This is a genomic window from Kosakonia sp. PSU_27 (assembly GCF_039409795.1).
In the GTDB taxonomy this organism is placed as follows: Bacteria; Pseudomonadota; Gammaproteobacteria; order Enterobacterales; family Enterobacteriaceae; genus Kosakonia.
In genome coordinates, this window is the sequence record NZ_JBCIVK010000004.1 from 485495 (window position 1) to 509203 (window position 23709).

Annotated in this window: 16 protein-coding genes; 5 read left to right on the top strand and 11 right to left on the bottom strand. The window is 52.3% G+C overall.

The features are described 5' to 3' along the window. Window positions 1–18: 18 nt before the first annotated feature. From rpsA to AAIG26_RS12460, 5 genes are all read right to left on the bottom strand, one after another. Window positions 19–1692, bottom strand: a complete 1674-nt coding sequence (gene rpsA / locus AAIG26_RS12440; RefSeq protein ID WP_017456188.1) for a 30S ribosomal protein S1 — start codon at window positions 1690–1692, stop codon at window positions 19–21. A gap of 113 nt (window positions 1693–1805) precedes the next feature. Further along, entirely contained in the window at window positions 1806–2489 is a 684-nt protein-coding gene (gene cmk, locus AAIG26_RS12445; protein ID WP_017456187.1) for a (d)CMP kinase, read from the bottom strand. Between the two features lie 164 nt (window positions 2490–2653). Next, complete coding sequence (aroA, locus tag AAIG26_RS12450) at window positions 2654–3937, bottom strand: 3-phosphoshikimate 1-carboxyvinyltransferase (protein ID WP_343179956.1); 1284 nt, start codon at window positions 3935–3937, stop codon at window positions 2654–2656. Window positions 3938–4008: 71 nt separating this feature from the next. Beyond that, window positions 4009–5094, bottom strand: a complete 1086-nt coding sequence (serC, locus tag AAIG26_RS12455) for a 3-phosphoserine/phosphohydroxythreonine transaminase (protein WP_343179958.1) — start codon at window positions 5092–5094, stop codon at window positions 4009–4011. Window positions 5095–5256: 162 nt separating this feature from the next. Next, the gene (locus tag AAIG26_RS12460; protein ID WP_020457234.1) at window positions 5257–5949 is read right to left on the bottom strand and encodes a DUF421 domain-containing protein; all 693 of its coding nucleotides are present in this window, start codon (window positions 5947–5949) and stop codon (window positions 5257–5259) included. Window positions 5950–6085: 136 nt separating this feature from the next. Between AAIG26_RS12460 and ycaO the strand changes: the two genes are divergently transcribed. The 4 genes from ycaO (at window position 6086) to pflA (ending at window position 12378) form a co-directional block, all read left to right on the top strand. Next, window positions 6086–7846: a 30S ribosomal protein S12 methylthiotransferase accessory factor YcaO gene (gene ycaO, locus AAIG26_RS12465; protein WP_045507236.1), complete on the top strand. Its 1761-nt coding sequence runs from the start codon at window positions 6086–6088 to the stop codon at window positions 7844–7846. Window positions 7847–8251: 405 nt separating this feature from the next. Further along, window positions 8252–9109 carry a formate transporter FocA gene (gene focA, locus AAIG26_RS12470; protein ID WP_020457232.1) on the top strand — a complete coding sequence of 286 codons (858 nt, stop codon included), beginning with the start codon at window positions 8252–8254 and terminating at the stop codon, window positions 9107–9109. 51 nt (window positions 9110–9160) lie between these two features. Then, complete coding sequence (pflB, locus tag AAIG26_RS12475; protein WP_020457231.1) at window positions 9161–11443, top strand: formate C-acetyltransferase; 2283 nt, start codon at window positions 9161–9163, stop codon at window positions 11441–11443. Window positions 11444–11637: 194 nt separating this feature from the next. Beyond that, entirely contained in the window at window positions 11638–12378 is a 741-nt protein-coding gene (gene pflA / locus AAIG26_RS12480) for a pyruvate formate lyase 1-activating protein (protein ID WP_020457230.1), read from the top strand. A 66-nt stretch (window positions 12379–12444) separates the two neighbouring features. Here the strand turns inward: pflA and AAIG26_RS12485 are convergent, their stop codons facing one another. The 6 genes from AAIG26_RS12485 to lrp form a co-directional block, all read right to left on the bottom strand. Next, entirely contained in the window at window positions 12445–13593 is a 1149-nt protein-coding gene (locus AAIG26_RS12485) for an MFS transporter (protein ID WP_020457229.1), read from the bottom strand. 465 nt (window positions 13594–14058) lie between these two features. Further along, a complete protein-coding gene (serS, locus tag AAIG26_RS12490) occupies window positions 14059–15351 on the bottom strand; it encodes a serine--tRNA ligase (protein ID WP_017456177.1) in 1293 nt (430 codons plus the stop codon). 91 nt (window positions 15352–15442) lie between these two features. Then, window positions 15443–16786: a replication-associated recombination protein RarA gene (gene rarA, locus AAIG26_RS12495; RefSeq protein WP_343179959.1), complete on the bottom strand. Its 1344-nt coding sequence runs from the start codon at window positions 16784–16786 to the stop codon at window positions 15443–15445. Window positions 16787–16795: 9 nt separating this feature from the next. Beyond that, window positions 16796–17407, bottom strand: a complete 612-nt coding sequence (gene lolA / locus AAIG26_RS12500; RefSeq protein ID WP_343179960.1) for an outer membrane lipoprotein chaperone LolA — start codon at window positions 17405–17407, stop codon at window positions 16796–16798. A 119-nt stretch (window positions 17408–17526) separates the two neighbouring features. Next, a complete protein-coding gene (gene ftsK, locus AAIG26_RS12505) occupies window positions 17527–21564 on the bottom strand; it encodes a DNA translocase FtsK (RefSeq protein WP_343179962.1) in 4038 nt (1345 codons plus the stop codon). A gap of 120 nt (window positions 21565–21684) precedes the next feature. Continuing rightward, the gene (gene lrp, locus AAIG26_RS12510; protein ID WP_000228469.1) at window positions 21685–22179 is read right to left on the bottom strand and encodes a leucine-responsive transcriptional regulator Lrp; all 495 of its coding nucleotides are present in this window, start codon (window positions 22177–22179) and stop codon (window positions 21685–21687) included. Window positions 22180–22732: 553 nt separating this feature from the next. Between lrp and trxB the strand changes: the two genes are divergently transcribed. Beyond that, window positions 22733–23698 carry a thioredoxin-disulfide reductase gene (gene trxB / locus AAIG26_RS12515; RefSeq protein ID WP_020457224.1) on the top strand — a complete coding sequence of 322 codons (966 nt, stop codon included), beginning with the start codon at window positions 22733–22735 and terminating at the stop codon, window positions 23696–23698. The last annotated feature ends 11 nt before the right edge of the window (window positions 23699–23709 follow it).

Below are 23709 nucleotides of genomic sequence, written 5' to 3' on the forward strand. Positions count from 1 at the left end.
AATTCAGAGCGCTTGATATTACTCGCCTTTAGCTGCTTTGAAAGCTTCAGCCATAGCGTTAGAGAAGTTGCCTTCTTCCTGTTTGTTGTTAACAGAAGCGATTGCATCTTTCTCGTCAGCTTCGTCTTTCGCACGAACAGACAGGCTAACTACGCGGTTTTTACGATCAACACCGGTGAATTTAGCTTCAACATCGTCGCCAACATTCAGAACCAGAGTTGCGTCTTCAACGCGGTCACGGGAAGCTTCAGAAGCGCGCAGGTAACCTTCAACGCCGTCAGCCAGTTCTACGGTCGCGCCTTTAGCGTCAACAGCAGTAACTTTACCGTTTACGATTGCGCCTTTCTTATTCAGTGCAACGTAGTTGTTGAACGGATCTTCGGCGAGCTGTTTAACGCCCAGAGAGATACGCTCACGCTCTGCGTCAACCTGCAGAACAACGGCTGCGATTTCGTCGCCTTTTTTGTATTCACGAACTGCTTCTTCGCCTGCAACGTTCCAGGAGATGTCAGACAGGTGAACCAGGCCATCGATACCGCCGTCCAGGCCGATGAAGATACCAAAGTCAGTGATAGACTTGATTTTACCTTCAACGCGGTCGCCCTTGTTGTGGGTTTCTGCGAACTGCTGCCACGGGTTGGATTTGCACTGTTTCAGGCCCAGGGAGATACGACGACGTTCTTCGTCGATATCCAGAACCATAACTTCCACTACGTCGCCAACGTTAACAACTTTGGACGGGTGGATGTTTTTGTTGGTCCAATCCATTTCGGAAACGTGAACCAGGCCTTCAACGCCTTCTTCGATTTCAACGAAGCAGCCGTAGTCGGTCAGGTTGGTCACGCGACCAGTCAGCTTGGTGCCTTCCGGGTAACGTTTAGCGATAGCTACCCACGGATCTTCGCCCAGCTGTTTCAGGCCCAGGGAAACACGAGTACGTTCGCGGTCGAATTTCAGCACTTTAACAGTGATTTCATCGCCAACGTTTACGATTTCGCTCGGATGCTTAACGCGTTTCCATGCCATATCGGTGATGTGCAGCAGGCCGTCAACGCCACCCAGATCAACGAATGCACCGTAGTCAGTGAGGTTCTTAACGATACCTTTAACTTCCATGCCTTCCTGCAGGTTTTCCAGCAGCTGATCGCGCTCTGCGCTGTTTTCGGATTCGATAACCGCACGACGTGAAACAACAACGTTGTTACGTTTCTGGTCCAGCTTGATTACTTTGAATTCAAGCTCTTTGCCTTCCAGGTGCAGAGTGTCACGGACCGGACGAACGTCTACCAGGGAACCCGGCAGGAACGCGCGAATACCGTTCAGCTCAACAGTGAAGCCGCCCTTGACTTTGCCGTTGATAACACCGGTAACAGTTTCAGCGTCTTCGTAAGCTTTTTCCAGCGTGATCCAAGCTTCGTGACGTTTAGCTTTTTCACGGGACAGCAGGGTTTCACCGAAGCCGTCTTCTACTGCATCCAGGGCAACGTCAACTTCGTCACCAACCTGGATTTCCAGCTCGCCCTGGGCGTTTTTGAACTGCTCTGCCGGAATGGCGGACTCAGATTTCAGACCGGCGTCAACCAGAACTACGTCTTTGTCGATAGCAACAACAACACCACGAACGATAGAACCCGGGCGGGTTTCGATTTCTTTCAGGGACTCTTCAAAGAGTTGAGCAAAAGATTCAGTCATATTGATAATCTTCAGGATTCTTCAATTTAACGTCCACCTGGCTTCATGCCGGATGGGGTTGTTTCACATGCCTGCTCACATTCCATTGCAGCAGGTACTACGAATTCGGTCGCTTATGCGAGAGCCAATTTTTGGCGAGCATATTGTAGCGCTTTCTCAATCACTTGCTCAATACTTAAACTGGTTGAATCCAGTACTAAAGCATCGGCAGCGGGAACCAGCGGTGCAACAGGACGGTTTCGATCGCGATCGTCACGTTCCTTTATCTCGGCCAAAAGGCGTTCAAAGTTAACACTAAAGCCCTTCTCCTGCAACTGTAGCATGCGCCGATGCGCACGCTCTTCAGAAGAAGCGTCAAGAAAAATTTTTACCGGCGCATCAGGAAAAACAACAGTCCCCATATCACGCCCATCGGCGATAAGTCCCGGCGCGTCACGGAATGCGCGCTGGCGACGCAATAACGCTTCACGCACTCGCGGAAACGCCGCAATCTGCGAGGCTGCATTTGCCACGTCCTGAGTACGGATTTCGCTGCTGACATCTTCGCCTTCCAGAATGACTTCCAGATGGCCATTTGTTGACACAAAACGCACATCCAGGTGCGCTGCCAGCGGAACCAAAACATCTTCGGAAGAAACATCGACATGGTGATGCAGCGCAGCGAGCGCCAGAACACGATAAATTGCGCCTGAATCCAACAGATGCCATTGCAACGCTTCCGCCATTGCCTTGCAAAGCGTGCCTTTACCCGCGCCGCTTGGCCCATCAATGGTAATTACCGGGGCAATTGCCGTCATCTTTCTCTCCTTAATCAAGGCATATCGTTACATAACCGCGCGCATTATACGCGCCAATGTCCACAACCGTTACTGTTGCGTGCGAATAACCGAAGAGGATGCAGCTGAGTGTAGAATAATTGCGCGGGAAGCGGGCTGATTTACACCAGCCCGCAGAAGGGAAGTTATGCCAGCGTACTAATATGGGCTAATTGCTCGAAATAGTCCGGGAAGGTCTTCGCTGTACATTTCGGATCAAGAATGGTAACCGGCGTATCAGACAGCGCCACCAGCGAGAAACACATCGCCATACGGTGATCGTTATAAGTCGCGATTTCCGCAAACTGCAACCTGGCAGGTGGCGTCACGCGAATATAGTCTTCGCCCTCTTCCACTTCGGCCCCGACTTTACGCAACTCTGTCGCCATCGCGAACAAGCGATCGGTCTCTTTTACGCGCCAGTTAAAGATATTACGCAGAGTGGTCGTGCCTTTGGCAAACAGCGCTGCCGTCGCGATGGTCATTGCCGCATCGGGAATGTGATTCATATCCATATCAATGGCGTTCAACTCCCCACGGGTGCAGGCAATATAATCATCGCCCCAGACCACGGTCGCGCCCATTTTTTCCAGCACATCAGCAAAGCGAATATCGCCCTGCACGCTGTTACGGCTTATACCGGTCACTTTCACCGTACCGCCTTTGATTGCACCGGCCGCGAGGAAATAAGAAGCAGAAGACGCATCACCCTCGATCAGATAATGGCCCGGAGACCGGTATTGCTGCGCACCGCGCACAACAAAGCGTTGATATTGCTGGTTTTCAACCTCAACGCCAAAGGTCTTCATCAGATGCAGTGTGATATCAATATACGGTTTGGATACCAGGTCACCTTTGATAGTGATAACCGTGTCGTTGGGTGCCAACGGGGCTGCCATTAGCAATGCGGTTAAGAACTGGCTGGAAACGCTGCCATCGACACTCACTTCACCGCCAGTAAAGCCACCGCGCAAATGCAGTGGCGGATAATTTTCCTGCTCAAGATAATCAACCTTTGCCCCGCCCTGACGAAGCGCATCAACCAGATGACCAATCGGACGCTCTTTCATGCGCGGCTCGCCAGTCAGCACAATATTGTTCTCGCCAAGACACAGCGCGGCGGCCAGCGGACGCATGGCAGTTCCTGCGTTGCCCAGAAACAGCTCCAGTTTTTCTGCTGAATGCAGCGGGCCACCAACCCCCGTCACTTCACAACGGGTACGATCGGCAGACAACGTGTAATGAACTCCCAGCGCACTGAGGGCATTGAGCATGTGGCGCACATCATCACTGTCCAGCAAGTTAGTCAGAACAGTCGTGCCACGAGCGAATGCGGCCAGCAACAAGGCGCGGTTGGAGACACTCTTTGAACCAGGCAGATTGATGGTGCCATCTACTCGCGCGATGGGTTGTAACGTCAGGGATTCCATGAAACTTCACTCTCAACTAACAGAATAAAACCCCCGCAGTGAAACTACGGGGGTACGTCAAAACAGTGCGATTAACCGTGGCGGCGTTCGAAATCGACCATGAAATCAGTGAGCGCCTGTACACCAGCTAACGGCATCGCATTATAGATAGAGGCGCGCATCCCGCCGACAACACGGTGACCTTTCAGCGCGTGCAGACCCGCAGCGAACGACTCCTCCAGGAAGACTTTATCGAGCGCGCTATCTGCCAGCTGGAACGGCACATTCATGCGCGAGCGGTTCGCTTTCGCCACATCGTTGCGGTAGAAATCGCTGCTGTCGATCACGCCGTACAACAGATCGGCTTTTTGCTGGTTGATTTTGTCCATTGCTGCCACACCGCCCTGTTTTTTCAGCCACTTAAACACCAGCCCAGAGAGATACCAGGCAAAAGTCGGGGGCGTGTTAAACATCGAGTCGTTTTCGTTCAGCACGGTGTAATCCAGGATCGATGGGCAAGCCTGATGCGCTTTACCCAGCAGATCTTCGCGCACAATCACCAGCGTCAAACCCGCCGGGCCGATATTTTTCTGCGCGCCTGCGTAGATCACGCCAAAACGGCTTACGTCAATCTGACGAGAGAGAATAGTCGAGGAGAAGTCAGCGGCGACAACCACATCACCGAAGTCCGGTGTTTCATCGATCGCAATACCGTCGATCGTTTCGTTCGGACAGTAGTGCAGATAGGCCGCATTATCGCTCAGTTGCCAGTCGCGCATCGGTTTCACCGCGCGCAGACCATCAACAGTGATTTTGGCGTCAATAACGTTCGGTGAGCAGTATTTTTTCGCTTCTTTTACCGCGCTCGCCGCCCAGTAGCCCGCATCAACGTAGTCAGCGGTGGTTTTATCGCCCAGCAAGTTCAGCGGAACAGCCGCGAACTGGCCGCGACCGCCGCCGTGACAGAACAGAACCTTATAGTTAGAGGGAATATTCAGCAGGTCGCGAAAATCCTTTTCTGCTTCTTCCGCCACGTGGATAAACTCTTTACCACGATGGCTAATTTCCATCACCGACGTTCCAAGACCTTGCCAGTCGCACAGCTCTTGTTGCGCTTGTTTGAGCACATCCGCCGGTAATACTGCCGGGCCAGAACTAAAATTAAAGACCTGAGTCATTTCCCCTCACCACGCTATAAAGCAATAAGTTATTCCTGTGACATCGGTTTTATCATTCAGCGCTACGCGCCGCAACGGGTAATGGGTGCCAGCGGCAAGATGTGCGCTAACTCACATAGCAGAAAGTTTTGTTTGCTCACCCCAGACCCGATAAAAACGCTGTTATGTCACGCGAACAGCCCGGCTTGCCTTCGACCATTCCGGATTTGCACAACGCGGGCAAGATTGCTTTTCCCCTTTATGCATGGCGACAATTTTACTGCAGCGGACACAAACATAATCCCCCGCTTCGGGAACCGTTGTGAAACGCTCACTGCAACCTTCAGGCAAAATACATAACCCGGGTTTCACCTCATCGTCTGGGAAGTAGTAAACGCTGATTTGACCGTTGGTTTCCATTATTGCCAGACGAATCTGTCCGAGTTGTTCCACGCCATTTAAACGTAGCTCCATAAAGAACTCGAACTCGGTCATGTTCGCCGCATGCACCTTTTCCCAGGCCAGTTCGCCATTCTCAACAATGACAACCGGTTTGCCTTCCAGCAAATCTTCCAGCTTTTCGCTGTGCGACATCAGCCACATCACAAACCGGTAGAGCAACGCTAAAGTGATAAAAACCACCAGCACCGGCAGCATGGGAACATCGTCGTAAAAAGCGACATCCCCGGCCGCCGATCCCAGAGTCAGGATTATCAGCACCTCAAACAGGGACATCTGGCGTACGCCGCGTCGTCCGGTGATTTTGAGAAATAAAAAGACCAAAACAAAGGTATAGACACTACGCAGTGCGACTTCCCCGAGAAACTCAAGAGGGACCTTGTCGAGCGCCATGCGGTGCAGATCAAACGCTTTCATTTTTTATGCCTGAACAGTCGTTACTTTTCTTAATCATAGCCATAAGTTTTATTTTCGTCGGTCAGACGTGGAAGATAGCGTCAGTCATGCAAAACCCGTATCATTGCGCGCTTTACGTACGAAAAAAGTGACCGCCATGACTCAAACATTTATTCCCGGCAAAGACGCCGCGCTGGAAGATTCCATCGCTCGCTTCCAGCAAAAGCTCACCGATCTCGGTTTTAACATCGAAGAGGCCTCATGGCTGAATCCGGTGCCAAACGTCTGGTCAGTGCATATTCGCGATAAAGAGTGCGCGCTGTGCTTCACCAACGGTAAAGGTGCGACCAAAAAAGCCGCGCTGGCCTCTGCGCTGGGCGAGTATTTCGAGCGTCTGTCCACCAACTACTTCTTCGCTGATTTCTGGCTGGGTGATGCTATCGCTCAGAGCCCGTTCGTTCATTATCCGAATGAGAAATGGTTCCCGCTGCCGGAAGATGATTCTCTGCCGGAAGGCATTCTGGATGCGCGTCTGCGCGCCTACTACGATCCGCAGAACGAACTGGCTGCCGGGATGCTCGTTGATCTGCAATCCGGCAATGATGAGCGCGGTATCTGTGCTCTGCCGTTTACCCGCCAGTCTGATGAGCAGACGGTTTATATCCCGATGAATATCGTCGGCAACTTATATGTTTCTAACGGCATGTCCGCCGGGAACACGCGCAATGAAGCCCGCGTGCAGGGGCTGTCCGAAGTGTTCGAACGCCATATTAAAAATCGCATTATTGCCGAGAGCATCAGCCTGCCAGAAATTCCGCAGGATGTGCTGGCGCGCTACCCGGGCGTTGTCGAAGCGATTGCCAAACTGGAAGCGGAAGGTTTCCCGATCTTCGCTTACGACGGTTCCCTGGGCGGTAAATACCCGGTTATCTGCGTTGTCCTGTTCAACCCGGCCAATGGCACCTGTTTTGCCTCTTTTGGCGCACATCCTGATTTCGGCGTGGCACTTGAGCGTACTGTTACCGAGCTGCTGCAAGGCCGCGGGTTGAAAGATCTGGATGTCTTCACACCGCCAACCTTTGATGATGAAGAAGTGGCTGAGCATGCCAACCTCGAAACGCATTTTATCGACTCCAGCGGTTTGATCTCCTGGGATCTGTTCAAGCAGGATGCGGATTATCCGTTTGTTGACTGGAGCTTCGCAGGCACGACGGAAGAAGAGTTCGCCACACTCATGGCTATCTTTAAGGCAGAAGATAAAGAAGTCTATATTGCCGATTATGAGCATCTGGGTGTTTACGCCTGCCGTATTCTGGTGCCTGGCATGTCCGATATTTATCCGGCCGAAGATCTGTGGCTGGCGAACAACACCATGGGCAGCCATTTGCGCGAAACAATTCTCTCTTTGCCTGGCAGTGAATGGGAAAAAGAGGAGTACCTCAACCTTATCGCGCAGCTTGATGACGAAGGTCATGATGATTTCACCCGCGTTCGCGAGCTGTTGGGTCTGGCGACCGGTAAAGACAATGGCTGGTACACGCTGCGCATTGGTGAACTAAAAGCGATGCTGGCGCTGGCAGGCGGCGATTTGGATCAGGCATTAGCCTGGACTGAATGGACGATGGAATTCAATGCCTCGATCTTTAGCGCCGAACGGGCCAACTACTACCGCTGCCTGCAGACATTATTATTACTGGCGCAGGAAGAGGAGCGCGAGCCGCTGCAATACCTGAATGCATTCGTACGTATGTATGGTGCGCAAGCGGTTGAAGCCGCCAGCGCCGCATTAAGCGGTGAAGCGCCGTTCTACGACCTGCAACCGGCAGACGGTTCCCTGCAGGCATTCCCGGCGCATCAGTCGCTGTTAGCGGCTTACGAAAAATTACAACGAGCCAAACGGGCATTCTGGTCGAAATAACGACAAGTAGCACGACAATATGTAGGCTTAATGAGTGGTCTACGCTATATTACGGGGCAATTTCATTGCCCCGTTTTATTTATTTTTTGGCAATGACTGCCATATGTAATATTAAAGTTAAATATGGGTAAATATAATTATCCACTCCAACTAATATTGTTACTTCTTATGGCAATTACTCCATTTTAATTAACTGTTTTTTGGGAGGTCACATAAAAAAATTCAACTCATTTTGCAATTTTTAAACTTTATTTTTATTTTGATAATCAACAATTTACTCCGCATTCGTAGAAAAACCACGCTCTTTGCGGTCCTATAAGCCAGGCGAGATATGATCCATATCAAATTCTCTTCTATAATGCTTTGTTAGTATCTCGTCGCCGACTTAATAAAGAGAGAGTTAGTGTGAAAGCTGACAACCCTTTTGATCTTATTCTTCCAGCCGAGATGGCCAAAGTTGCCGAAGAAGCTGGTGTCTATAAAGCGACTAAACATCCGCTTAAGACTTTCTATCTTGCGATTACCGCAGGTGTGTTTATCTCCATTGCTTTCGTTTTCTACATCACCGCCACCACAGGTTCCGGTGCAATGCCGTACGGTATTGCTAAACTGATCGGTGGTGTCTGCTTCTCCCTGGGGCTGATTCTTTGCATCATTTGCGGTGCAGATCTCTTTACTTCAACCGTACTGATTGTCGTGGCTAAAGCCAGTGGACGTATTACCTGGGGGCAACTGGCCCGCAACTGGATTAACGTCTATGTCGGCAACCTGGTGGGTGCGCTGCTGTTTGTGTTGTTAATGTGGTTGTCTGGCGAGTACATGGTCGCCAACGGCGGCTGGGGCTTAAACGTGCTACAAACCGCAGACCATAAAGTACACCACACATTTATTGAAGCCGTGGCGCTGGGCATTCTGGCTAACCTGATGGTTTGTATGGCCGTGTGGATGAGTTATTCCGGTCGCAGCCTGATGGATAAAGCCATGATTATGGTTCTGCCGGTGGCGATGTTTGTTGCCAGCGGTTTTGAACACAGTATTGCGAATATGTTTATGATCCCGATGGGTATTGTAATTCGCAACTTTGCAAGCCCGGAGTTCTGGACCGCTGTAGGTTCCAGCCCGGAAAATTTCTCACACCTGACCATTATGAATTTCATCACTGATAACCTGATCCCCGTAACAATCGGGAATATCATCGGTGGAGGATTATTAGTCGGGTTGACATACTGGGTCATTTACCTGCGTGGCAACGATCATCATTAATGGTTGTTCCAGGCAGTAAATAAAAAATCCACTTAAGAAGGTAGGTGTTACATGTCCGAGCTTAATGAAAAATTAGCCACAGCCTGGGAAGGTTTTGCGAAAGGTGACTGGCAGAAAGAAGTCAACGTACGTGACTTTATCCAGAAAAACTACACCCCGTACGAAGGCGATGAGTCCTTCCTGGCTGGCGCTACTGAAGCGACCACCAAACTGTGGGACAAGGTCATGGAAGGCGTTAAACTGGAAAACCGCACCCACGCGCCAGTTGATTTTGACACCTCCATTGCATCAACCATCACTTCTCACGACGCTGGTTACATCAACAAATCGTTAGAGAAAATCGTTGGCCTGCAAACTGAAGCTCCGCTGAAACGCGCAATCATTCCGTTCGGCGGCATCAAAATGGTTGAAGGTTCCTGCAAAGCGTACAACCGCGAACTGGATCCGCAACTTAAAAAAATCTTCACCGAATACCGTAAAACCCATAACCAGGGTGTATTCGATGTTTACACCAAAGACATTCTGAACTGCCGTAAATCCGGTGTTCTGACCGGTCTGCCGGATGCTTACGGCCGCGGTCGTATCATTGGTGACTACCGTCGCGTTGCGCTGTACGGCATCGACTTCCTGATGAAAGACAAATACGCTCAGTTCCAGTCTCTGCAGTCTGATCTGGAAAATGGCGTAAACCTGGAAGCGACTATCCGTCTGCGCGAAGAAATTGCTGAACAGCATCGCGCACTGGGTCAGATCAAAGAGATGGCAGCGAAATACGGTTGCGATATCTCTGGTCCGGCTACCAACGCTCAGGAAGCAATCCAGTGGACCTACTTCGGTTACCTGGCCGCTGTTAAGTCTCAAAACGGCGCTGCAATGTCCTTCGGCCGCGTATCCACCTTCCTGGACGTGTACATCGAACGTGACCTGAAAGCAGGCAAAATCACTGAGCAAGACGCTCAGGAAATGATTGACCACCTGGTCATGAAATTGCGTATGGTTCGCTTCCTGCGTACTCCTGAATATGATGAACTGTTCTCTGGCGACCCGATTTGGGCAACTGAATCTATCGGTGGTATGGGCGTTGATGGCCGTACGCTGGTTTCCAAAAACAGCTTCCGTTTCCTGAACACCCTGTACACCATGGGCCCGTCTCCGGAACCGAACATCACTGTTCTGTGGTCTGAAAAACTGCCGCTGAACTTCAAAAAATTCGCTGCGAAAGTCTCCATCGATACCTCTTCTCTGCAGTATGAGAACGATGATCTGATGCGTCCGGACTTCAACAACGATGACTACGCAATTGCTTGCTGTGTAAGCCCGATGGTTGTGGGTAAACAAATGCAGTTCTTCGGTGCGCGTGCTAACCTGGCGAAAACCATGCTGTACGCCATCAACGGCGGCGTTGATGAAAAACTGAAAATGCAGGTTGGTCCGAAATCTGAACCGATCAAAGGCGACGTGCTGAAATTCGACGAAGTGATGGATCGTATGGATCACTTCATGGATTGGCTGGCTAAACAGTACGTCACCGCGCTGAACATCATCCACTACATGCACGACAAATACAGCTACGAAGCTTCACTGATGGCGCTGCACGATCGTGACGTTATCCGTACCATGGCTTGCGGTATCGCTGGTCTGTCCGTAGCGGCTGACTCCCTGTCTGCTATCAAATACGCGAAAGTTAAACCGATTCGTGACGAAGACGGTCTGGCTATCGACTTCGAAATCGAAGGCGAATATCCGCAGTTTGGTAACAACGACGCTCGCGTTGATGATATGGCGGTTGACCTGGTTGAACGTTTCATGAAGAAAATTCAGAAACTGACAACTTACCGCAACGCTATCCCGACTCAGTCTGTTCTGACCATCACTTCTAACGTTGTGTACGGTAAGAAAACAGGTAACACCCCGGATGGCCGTCGCGCTGGTGCGCCGTTCGGACCGGGTGCTAACCCGATGCACGGCCGTGACCAGAAAGGTGCTGTTGCCTCTCTGACTTCCGTTGCTAAACTGCCGTTTGCTTACGCTAAAGATGGTATCTCTTACACCTTCTCTATCGTGCCGAACGCGCTGGGTAAAGACGATGAAGTCCGTAAAACCAACCTGGCTGGTCTGATGGATGGTTACTTCCATCACGAAGCGTCCATTGAAGGTGGTCAGCACCTGAACGTGAACGTCATGAACCGCGAAATGCTGCTCGACGCGATGGAAAACCCGGAAAAATATCCGCAGCTGACCATCCGTGTTTCTGGTTATGCCGTACGCTTTAACTCCCTGACTAAAGAACAGCAGCAGGACGTTATTACTCGTACTTTCACTCAGACCATGTAATGGTATTGACTGAAACTACGCAGTAAAAAGCGTATAATAAAGGCTCCACGACTGTGGGGCCTTTTTAACACCTGAAGTGTGCTTTGTCAGCCATCTATACTTGCTGGATGTCTGCCAAAACAGACTTAGCGCAGAAGGAATTAAACTGCGCAGACACAGGCCCCGGATGGGCCACATCTGGAGAAAACACCGCAATGTCAGTTATTGGTCGCATCCACTCCTTTGAATCCTGCGGCACGGTCGACGGCCCGGGCATCCGTTTTATCACCTTCTTCCAGGGCTGCCTGATGCGCTGCCTGTATTGCCATAACCGCGATACCTGGGATACACACGGTGGCAAAGAGATCACCGTTGAAGAACTAATGAAAGACGTCGTTACCTATCGGCACTTTATGAACGCCTCCGGCGGTGGCGTCACGGCATCAGGTGGAGAAGCAATCTTGCAGGCAGAATTCGTTCGCGACTGGTTTCGTGCCTGTAAAAAAGAGGGCATCCACACCTGCCTCGATACTAACGGCTTTGTGCGCCGTTACGATCCGGTGATTGATGAATTGCTGGAAGTTACTGATTTGGTTATGCTCGATCTCAAGCAAATGAACGATGAGATCCACCAGAATCTGGTCGGCGTATCCAATCACCGGACCCTTGAATTCGCCCAGTATTTATCGAAGAAAAATATCAACGTCTGGATCCGTTACGTCGTGGTACCCGGCTGGTCTGACGATGACGATTCCGCACATCGACTTGGTGAATTTACCCGCGACATGGGCAACGTCGAGAAAATCGAACTCCTGCCCTATCACGAGCTGGGCAAGCATAAATGGGTGGCGATGGGCGAAGAGTATAAGCTGGATGGCATTCACCCGCCGAAGAAAGAGACCATGGAGCGCGTTAAAGGCATCCTGGAGCAGTACGGTCACAAAGTGATGTACTGAGCCATTCCTGAGACAAAAAAGCCACAACACACAGTTGTGGCTTTTTTATTTATCAAGAGTCGTATATCAGGCGTGCGCCACCGGCGTTGGGTGATGTCCTGCTTTGCGCATCAGCATCACCAGATAGATAAACGACACACCCGCAATCATGATAAACAGCAAGCTATCTGAGTAGCTTTGCATCAGCATTGCGGTCAGCGTCGGACCAAGCAGGCTGCCAATGGTGTAACTCAGCAGCAGCGCCTGGTTCATTGCCACCAGCTGGTGATGTTCCACTTTCTCACAGGCCCATGCCATCGCCACCGGGTACAGGGTAAAGCCTGCGGTCCCGAGCACAAAAAGCGCGGGAGCCATAGCGGCATTGCTCAACATCGCAAAACATCCCACGATCACGACAAACACCTGCACACGCAGCACCAGCAGGCGGCCAAAACGATCTGCCAGCCGACCAATCGGCCACTGCCCTACAATACCGGCGCTGACCATCAGCGCCATCCAGAAACCAATCCCCGAATCGCTGATCCCCTGGTGCGAAAGATAAAGCGGCATCAAGCCGTACAGTGAACCAAGGATGATCCCGGAGATAATACAGCCATTCACGCCCAGGCGAGCATGGCGCAGGCGCAGCATCGGCCATACCGAGGTCGGAGCCTGCTCTTCACTCTGCTGGTTGACAATGCGGGTAAACAGCAGCGGCAGGATCGCCGTTAACACCAGCGCAGTCGTCCACGGTAGTACGCTCATCAGATCTGTCGGCAGCTTACTGACCATCACCTGGCCAAGCACTGTGCCGACGTAGTAAACCATCATATAAGCTGCCAACAGGCGCCCACGATTGCGCGATGTACCGCTGCACATCAGGGCGCTTTCCACGACCACCCAAATCATCGCGCAGCCCACACCAGCGACAAAGCGCCAAACCATCCAGCTCCAGAAACCAATCATTAGCCCCAGGCCAACACAGCCTGCGGCAAAAATCAACGAAGCAAGATAATAACTGCGGTTAAAACCCAGACGGCGAATTAATCGCCCGGTCAGTAACGTACCCAGCAAATTGCCAGTGAAGTAGGAAGAACCCACCATACCAACCTGCCAGGTCGGTAAGTTTTCGTGGGCGAGCCAGAGCGGCACGAGCGTATTTAACGTCGCGATCGCCAGCGTCAACAGCATTAAGCCACAGAGCAATAGCAGCACTGGCCGGGTATAGATGGACATGGATAAAAACCGTGAGGAAGTTCAGTTTGCGTGCGCATCATGCCACCGGTAAGGACATTGTCAATCCACGGATTTTTGACGCTGACACCTTTTGCACCACGACGATTCGTAAAACTTATCCAGCACTGGGCTTAACAAAAGACGATACAACTCACTCTATTGAAAACAAAAGAATACTTTTGCAAACAGACAGAATTGTCGGTCGAAAAAATTCATGATGAATGCCGGACTAAAAAGACTGAAACAGGCGCTGCAAAACGCACAGTAAAAATTATTGCCCACCATAGCGGCTGCATTGTTCTCATCCAGGAAGGACATGCCAAAAAACTGAAAAAGAGCTTCGGCCAGTTCTGTGCAAGTTAAATACGAACCTGGTGCTGGCGCCACACGGAGCGAAGTTTTAACTAATCAATAAAAAAGCGCCCGCAGGCGCTTTCAGAATTAACATTCACTACAGGCAGATGGTTAGCCGATGAACTCAAGGCCGTTCATGTACGGACGCAGTACTTCCGGCACTTCAATTCGCCCATCAGCCTGCTGATAGTTTTCCATTACCGCCACCAGCGTGCGGCCAACTGCCAGACCGGAACCATTCAGGGTATGAACCAGACGGGTTTTCTTGTCGGACTTGCTACGGCAGCGCGCCTGCATACGACGAGCCTGGAAATCCCACACGTTAGAGCAGGAAGAGATTTCGCGGTAGGTGTCCTGCGCCGGCACCCACACTTCCAGATCGTAAGTTTTGCACGCGCCGAAGCCCATATCACCCGAGCACAGCAGCACTTTACGATAAGGAAGCCCCAGCAACTGCAACACTTTCTCAGCGTGGCCAGTCATCTCTTCCAGCGCCGCCATGGAGTCTTCCGGACGAACAATCTGCACCATTTCAACTTTATCGAACTGGTGCATACGGATCAGACCGCGCGTATCACGCCCATAAGATCCCGCTTCTGAGCGGAAACAAGGCGTATGCGCAGTCATTTTGATCGGCAGATCGTCTTCATCAATGATCTCATCACGCACCAGGTTCGTCAGCGGAACTTCTGCTGTCGGGATCAACGCGTAATTACTGCTGTCTGCTTCTTCTTCCAGCGGACGGGTGTGGAACAAATCACCCGCGAATTTCGGTAACTGCCCGGTGCCGTAAAGCGTATCCTGGTTGACCAGATACGGAACATAGTTCTCTGCGTAGCCGTGCTGTTCGGTGTGCAAATCCAGCATGAACTGTGCGAGCGCACGATGCATACGCGCAATCTGCCCTTTCATCACCACAAAGCGAGAACCAGTAAGTTTCACCGCTGCGGCGAAATCCAGCCCGCTGTGCATTTCACCCAGCGTTACGTGATCGCGAATGTCGAAATCAAATTTGCGTGGCGTACCCCAGCGGCTAACCTCAACGTTGTCGTTTTCGTCGCGGCCGACTGGAACACAATCGTCCGGCAGGTTAGGGATGGTCAGCGCGATGTCGCGGATCTCTGCCAACAGGGTTTCCAGCTCCGCTTTAGCCGCGTCCAGCTCTTCACCCAGCTTGTTCACTTCCAGGCGTAAAGGCTCGATATCTTCCCCGCGTGCTTTCGCCTGGCCAATGGATTTCGATCGCGAGTTGCGTTCCGCCTGCAAGTTTTCAGTGTTAACTTGCAAGACTTTACGACGCTCTTCGAGCGCACGTAATTTATCTACATCCAGCTTAAAGCCCCGGCGTGCCAGTTTTTCAGCGACTGCGTCTGGCTCGGTACGCAGCAGATTGGGATCGAGCATGCTTTTCCTGTGCTTATCGAATTGAAATAAAATAATACGACCGCTGCCTGCGGTCGATGGTGTAAGTCGTAACCTTACCGCAACGCCCGCACTAGCGATAGCGTTTTATAGGGCTTTTATGATCCTGTTCGGTAAGCCAGGCGAGCTTTTCGCCAATCTTACCTTCAAGGCCTCTTGTCGAGGGGTGATAATAGCGCGTCTGTGCCAGTTCTTGCGGGAAATATTCCTCACCGGCGGCATAGGCATTGGGTTCGTCATGCGCGTAACGATACTCCTGGCCGTAGCCCATCTCTTTCATCAGTTTGGTTGGCGCATTACGCAGATGAACCGGCACGTCATAATCGGGGCGATCGCGCGCGTCCGCCAGTGCCGCTTTGAAGGCGGTATAAACCGCATTACTTTTCGGCGCACAGGCAAGGTAGACAATCGCCTGCGCAATAGCACGTTCGCCTTCTGCAGGACCAACGCGTGTAAAACAATCCCAGGCGGCAATCGCGACCTGCATCGCACGCGGATCGGCGTTACCGACATCTTCAGAGGCAATCGCCAGGCAGCGACGCGCGACATATAAGGGATCGCCACCGGCGGTGATAATTCGCGCATACCAATAAAGCGCAGCATCCGGCGCACTGCCGCGGACCGATTTGTGCAACGCGGAGATCAAATCGTAAAACCGATCGCCTTTGTTGTCGAAACGGGCGCTGCGTTCACCGGCAATTTCCTTGAGCAGTTCTGGATTTAATACACGCTTGCCGGAACTGTCGAGTTCCGCCATATCCGCCATCATCTCAAGCGTATTTAGCGCCCGGCGCGCATCACCGCCAACCAGCTCGGCAATCGCCCGCCGGGTTTCATCCGGCAGAACAATATCCTGCCCGCCGTAGCCGCGCACTTTGTCTTCCATCGCCTGCGTTAAAACCTGCTCGATATCCTCAGTGGTCAGCGATTTAAGCAAATAAACGCGCGCACGCGACAGCAATGCAGAATTGAGTTCAAAAGAGGGGTTTTCCGTCGTCGCGCCAATAAAAGTGATAGTGCCATCTTCAATATGCGGCAGAAAAGCGTCCTGCTGGCTTTTATTAAAGCGATGAACCTCATCGACAAACAGAATGGTACGGCGCCCGGCATTACGGTTTTGACGCGCACGCTCAATGGCTTCGCGGATCTCTTTCACGCCTGAGGTCACCGCAGAAATACGTTCTACATCCGCACTGGCATAACGCGCGATCACTTCTGCGAGCGTGGTTTTGCCCGTTCCCGGCGGTCCCCACAAAATCATGGAGTGTAAGTGTCCGGCTTCTATCGCGCGCGGGAGCGGCTTACCCGGCGCTAACAAATGTTGCTGACCAATGTACTGCGCTAAATTTTCTGGCCGCATACGCGCGGCCAGAGGTTGAAACGCATTATCGGAGAAGTCGAGCGACATGTTACTCATGCACGCCTCTTACTTGCGTTGATCGTCAACCGTTACGCCCTTCGGCGGGGTAAAGGTAAATTTAGACGCATCAACGGTGCCATTTTGCTGTGATTTCAGCTGATAGCTGCTGCGCTGATCGTCCTGCTCAATGGCGCTAAATTGATGGATCGTGCCATCACGCCCCACGTTGATGGTGAACTGTTTCAGATTGCCGTTGTTGCCTTTCGGCGTCAGCACAAAATCGTCACCTTTTTGCTCAATATTGTACTGTTGCCAGTCGCTTGCCTGATTACGGGCTATCAGCATAAACGGCGTGTTACCCGTGGCGTCTTTCAGCCAGGTCACTGTTGCCTGCTCAACAAATGGGTTATAGAACCACAGCGTTTTACCATCTGACACCAGAACACTTTCATCCGGCTGGGTCATGTGCCAGTTGAACAAGTTTGGACGTTTCACCCACAGGTCGCCCTGACCTTCCTGCACCGCAGCGCCGCTGCCGTCAGTCACTTTTTGAGTGAAGGTAGCGTGAAAGCTGCTGACTTTATCGAGACGGCTTTTCAGGTCGCTGGAAGCATCAGCCCAGACATTGCTGACCAACAAACTACCCATTAATGCACAAACCAAAGCGACTTTTTTCATTGCTGTTCCTTAAATACGTCACTCCCGACGTGGGAGAATACTTCTGTCACTCTAAGCACCGTGAACCGACAGCAACAGAAGAAAAGACTGAATTTCTATTGCGTTACATATCCTTGCAATCAGTCAAACGGCGGCGGCGCCAGCACTTCACGGTTTCCGTTATGCCCTTGTTCGCTGACGATCCCCTGCGCTTCCATCTGCTCGATGATACGCGCTGCGCGGTTGTAGCCGATACGGAACTGGCGCTGTACGCCGGAGATTGAGGCTTTGCGTTTTTCAGTTACGAAATTAACAGCCTGATCGAATAACGGATCCAGCTCTTCTCCCCCCTCAAAACCGCCACCTGCACCGCCTTCGCTTTCGCTATCCGAGGTAATGCCATCGACATATTGCGGTCGCCCGCGCGCTTTCCAGTCCTGCACAACGGCGTGCACTTCCTGGTCGCGAACGAATGCACCATGAACACGTACAGGTGCAGAGGTCGAGTTCGGGCCGGAATAGAGCATATCCCCCATTCCCAGCAGCGATTCCGCACCGCCCTGATCGAGGATGGTACGCGAGTCAATTTTGCTCGAAACAGTGAATGCGATACGTGTCGGGATGTTGGCTTTAATCAGACCAGTAATGACATCCACTGACGGACGCTGGGTCGCCAGCACCAGGTGAATGCCCGCAGCACGCGCTTTTTGCGCCAGACGTGCAATTAGCTCTTCCACTTTCTTACCGACGGTCATCATCAAATCGGCAAATTCATCCACCAGCACCACGATATACGGTAGTTTTTCCAGTACCGGATGCTCGACATCCATGCTGTCCCCCGGTTTCCAGTAAGGATCAGGGATCGGGCGGCCCATTCGCGCAGCTTCTGCGATCTTCTCGTTGTAGCCCGCCAGATTACGTACTCCGAGCGCCGACATCAGCTTGTAGCGACGCTCCATTTCGTTGACGCTCCAGCGCAAGGCATTAGCAGCGTCTTTCATGTCGGTGACGACTTCGGTAAGCAGGTGCGGGATCCCCTCATACACTGACAGCTCAAGCATTTTCGGGTCGATCATGATAAAGCGCACCTCTTCCGGCGTCGCTTTATACAGCATGCTGAGGATCATGGCATTCACGCCCACCGATTTACCGGAACCAGTCGTACCGGCAACCAACAGATGCGGCATCTTCGCCAGGTCGGCTATTACCGGATCGCCCGCGATATCTTTCCCCAGTACCACAGTCAACGGCGACGGGTTTTCGCGGAATTTCACGCAGTCCAGTACTTCACGCAGGTAAACGGTTTGGCGTTTCTTGTTCGGCAGTTCCAGACCCACATACGGTTTCCCCGGAATAACTTCCACCACACGCACTGCAACGGTCGACAACGAACGTGCCAGATCACGGGAGAGGTTCGAAATACGCGCAGCTTTCACACCTGGTGCAAGATTCAACTCAAAACGTGTGATAACCGGGCCTGGAGAATAGTTGACCACATCAGCTTTGATGCGGAAATCCGCCAGTCGCGCTTCCACCAGACGCGCCATCTGTTCCAGCGCAAACGTGTCTACCGGTTCGACTTCCGCTGGCGGCTGCGTCAGTAAATCCAGCGACGGCAGCGGTGTTGTCGGTTTTTGCATCGGCCGGCTGTCGCCATTACGCATTAGCAACGGATGAATCAGGCTTTCTTGCGGCTGCGGCTGCGGCTGCGGTTGCGGTTGCGCCACAGGTTGATGCACTGTCTGCTGATACTGCTGCGGCTGCGCGACAGGTTGATGCGCCGGCTGCTGATACTGCTGCGGCTGTGCGACAGATTGCTGCACTGGCCGCTGATACTGCTGCGGCTGTGCAACAGGTTGGTGAGCTGGCTGCTGGTATTGCTGCTGTGCAACATGTTGATGCACTGGCTGCTGGTATTGCTGCTGCGCAACAGGTTGATGCACCGGCTGCTGGTATTGCTGCGGCTGTGCAACAGCTTGATAAGCTGGCTGTTGAAAATGTTGCTGCGGTTGTTGTTGGTGCTGCTCTGCAGGGGACTCCTGCTCCGGCATCACGCCTGGTGTAAACAGCGGTTCGCCTGGGCCATCATCTACCAGCGTCTTCATTGGTGAGAACGCAAAGTCCTCCGGCGTAAACGCCTGAGTCCCGGCAGGTTGTTCGCCCGCATACCGCTGCTGCTGCGACGCAGCGAACTGACGCGCGAGCTCTGCCTCTTCAGCGTCTTCTTCACTCGGTACAGCATGCTGCGACTGGAATTGCGGCGTCTCATGCTGGAATCCATCACCATATCGATGGTGCTGCGTGGCGGCGAACTGGCGTGCCAGTTCATCCTGCTGCTGCATATCAGCATCGTCTTCAGTAAATTGATCGTGATGATGGCGCGTTTCATCTTCTTCGCGCGCGCGCTCTTCGGCCATCCGCTGAGACGGCAACTTGATACCATAAGAAGCCAGTTCACGGCGCGTTGGTACACGGACCCGGTTCGGGCGCGGAAGCTGCGGGCCAATGCCCTCTTTCACCTGCGGACGCGGTGTACCACCTGCCGCAAGGCTGAACACCGGACCTGCCGCAGCGGTTGCCGCGGCTACGCTACTGGCAGCCTGCTGTACTCCGGCTGCAACTGGCGCAACGGTTGCTTCACCAGGCGGTATTGATGGCATAGTCGGCACAACCGGCTTCGAAACCGGTTCAATATTCTCAGGCTCAGGAATCGGCTGATACCACGCCGCCAGTTGCTCACGCTCGCGTGCACGTTTCTCCTCTACTTCTTCGAAGTAATAGAGCGGTGGGCGAGTCTGTTTCACTTCTTCAACGACAGGTTCAGGTTCGATTACGAGTTCTGGTGCCGGGGAGATTTGCGGCTGCGCCTCACCCTGCCATGGCAGCGGATCGTGTACCGGCTGCGTATAAATATCGTCCTCTTGCGGCTGCGCCGTCACTGGAGCTTCTGGCGTCCAGCTATCCTGCGCGACAGGCTGCTGCCAGTGTGGTTCTGCATATTGTGCAGACGGATGCGCCGCTTCCGGTGAAACCGACGGGTTTGATACAGGCTGATAAGATGCAGGAGCGTTATGCTCATCTGCCGTTGGCTGATACGCAGCAGCTTGCTGTACAGGCGGCTGCGCATAGGGCCATTCAATCTCCTGCGGTGCCTGCACCACCGGATCAACCGGCGCGGCATAAGCCTGCGCAGCGACAGTCGTCGCGGCAGCAGCGGTGGCTACGGGGGCCGTTATGCTGCGACCATTGAGCAGCGGATCGTATTCCTGTTCAGATTCAGTTGCGCGATGCCCGGAGAACAACACGTCGTCAGCATCGGCAGGTATACCGCGAGCGCTATAAGCAATATCGTCTTCATCGTCATCCATCCGCTTACCGGAGAACAACGCCTCATCAGTTTTACGCCCCATCGGATTCGCAAACTTTTCGGCAACCCGTTTTCGCCGCGCCAGTGCACCACGCAAAATACGGGTACGGCGAGATTCACGCGGAGTGTCGATATCACCTTTATCTTCATCATCCTCTTCATACTCTTCGTCATCGACCCAGGTATCATCACGACGGGTACGATTACTGGCAAAAGTGAGAATGTTGAGGATCACACTGCCAATTTTCTCGGCAATGGTCACCCATGACCACCCGGTGAACAGCGTCAAACCGGCGGCCCAGATACAGAGCAGTGCCAGCGTACCGCCACTGCTACGCAGCAGGGGCTGTAGCGTGGTACTTAGCAAGCTGCCAATGACGCCGCCGGAGGCGAAATACCAAATATCATCCGCATTAATCGCCGCAAGACCACAAGAAGTAAGGATCAGCGCCAGCGCGCCAATCATGCGCAGCGATACAGCAAAATAGTCGATGTAGTCTTCACTGGCCCGATGGCGATAAGCAAACCAGCAGCCGCCGATAATAATCACCGGGATGGTATAAGCCATGATGCCAAAAATGAAAAACAGCGTATCGGCAAGCCACGCGCCGGGCACGCCGCCAAGATTATGGATAGGCTCATGCCAGGCCGTTTGCGACCAACTCGGATCGGACGGGTTAAAGCTGAGAAGCGCTGCCATTAACCAAACGGCAGAAAGTGAAACGAGGATCAGCAACGCCTCCAGGAGTCGACGTCCGCTGCTTAACTTGGTCAGTGTGACTTCTTTGTCTTCGGTGTATTCCTGGCTCAAGACAGGCTCTCCAGGTCCTTGATGCTAAAACGGACAACAGCGCCGGGTCTCCCCGGCACTGTTGCTGTATGGATTAACAGGAGTGTAATCAAAAAACAGCGATTTTGCACCTGTTCCGTATTAGCGCGTCTTAATTACCAGACGATTGCTCTGTTTGACTTCTTCCATTACCACATATGTGCGGGTGTCGTTAACGCCCGGCAGACGCAGCAGGGTTTCCCCTAGCAGTTTGCGGTAAGCCGACATATCCGGTACTCGCGTCTTCAACAGATAGTCGAAATCGCCTGAAACCAGATGACACTCTTGAATCTCTTCAAGTTTTTGCACGGCAGCATTGAATTGTTCAAACACATCCGGCGCGCCACGATTCAGAGTAATCTCAACAAATACCAGAAGTGATGCATCCAGATAATGCGGGTTCAGCAGCGCTGTATAGCCCTGAATAAACCCTTGTCTTTCCAGCCTGCGCACACGCTCAAGGCATGGCGTTGGGGAAAGCCCCACTCGTTTAGAAAGCTCGACGTTGGAAATACGCCCATCTTTTTGCAATTCGTTCAGAATATTACGATCGATGCGGTCGAGATCTTTGCCAGGGCGCTTCTTGCTATCTACCATTATTATTGTCTCTCTGTATTCCTTCCCTACTCCTGTCTTGACCCTGTGCACTTCACTGTTCAGAGTCTTTGCCCGTCGCGCTACGCGGCGCGTAATGAAAGTTAGCGCGTCACGTAATCCCAGGGGCAGTATTGAGAAGACCGTTGCCTGGGGCAGCTATCGATATCACGAATGGCGTCTGTCCACGCCATACGTAGATTTCGCTAGCCCGGTAAAAATGGCATTTACATGCATGAATTTGCGTCACGCGCGAAACACTGCTTTTTTTCTTCCTTTGATGTTTTCGCAAATGCGCAGGGGATTGTCAAAGCAAAACATCTTTTTTTAGTACAACATGCCAGATATTCATCAGGGTCGTTCCCTAATCATCATTTTATCACCTTATAACTGCCGCTTTTTCAGTAGGAATTATTATATTTAGGCGGTTAACAGCCCCTCAGCCATCGGCCCTTTCTATTACACATATCGTTAACAAAATCGCTGCACCCTTTTTTTACGCCGGTAAATTCCCTACAATCCAGCCCAATGTCTGCCAAACAACAATGAGGATCTCATGGGTACGGCCAAACACAGTAAGCTGCTTATCCTTGGTTCAGGCCCTGCCGGTTATACCGCTGCGGTCTATGCTGCGCGCGCAAACCTGCAACCCGTTCTGATTACCGGTATGGAAAAAGGCGGCCAGCTCACCACCACCACTGAAGTGGAAAACTGGCCGGGTGACCCGCACGATCTGACCGGGCCACTGCTGATGGAACGCATGCATGAACATGCCACCAAATTTGATACCGAAATCATCTTCGATCACATCAACAGCGTGGATTTGCAAAATCGTCCGTTCCGCCTGACTGGCGACAGCGGCGAGTACACCTGCGACGCATTGATTATTGCCACTGGCGCGTCTGCGCGTTATTTGGGCCTGGCATCTGAAGAAGCATTCAAAGGCCGTGGCGTTTCCGCCTGCGCAACGTGTGACGGTTTCTTCTACCGCAACCAGAAAGTCGCGGTGATTGGCGGCGGTAACACCGCAGTGGAAGAAGCGCTGTATCTGGCAAATATTGCCTCTGAAGTGCATCTGATCCATCGCCGTGACACCTTCCGCGCGGAAAAAATCCTCATCAAACGCCTGATGGATAAAGTGGAAAGCGGCAATATTGTGCTGCACACCCACCGTACGCTGGAAGAGGTGACGGGCGATCAGATGGGCGTTAGCGGTCTGCGTCTGCGCGATACGCAGAATGCGGATAATGTCGAATCGCTGGAAGTTGCAGGTCTGTTTGTGGCTATCGGCCACAGCCCGAACACCGCTATCTTTGAAGGTCAACTGGCGCTGGAAAACGGCTACATCAAAGTGCAGTCCGGTATTCATGGTAACGCCACGCAAACCAGCGTTCCTGGCGTCTTTGCTGCGGGTGATGTCATGGATCATATTTACCGTCAGGCGATCACTTCTGCGGGTACAGGCTGTATGGCAGCGCTGGATGCAGAACGTTATCTCGACGGGCTGGCTGAACGTAAATAATCTTTACAACT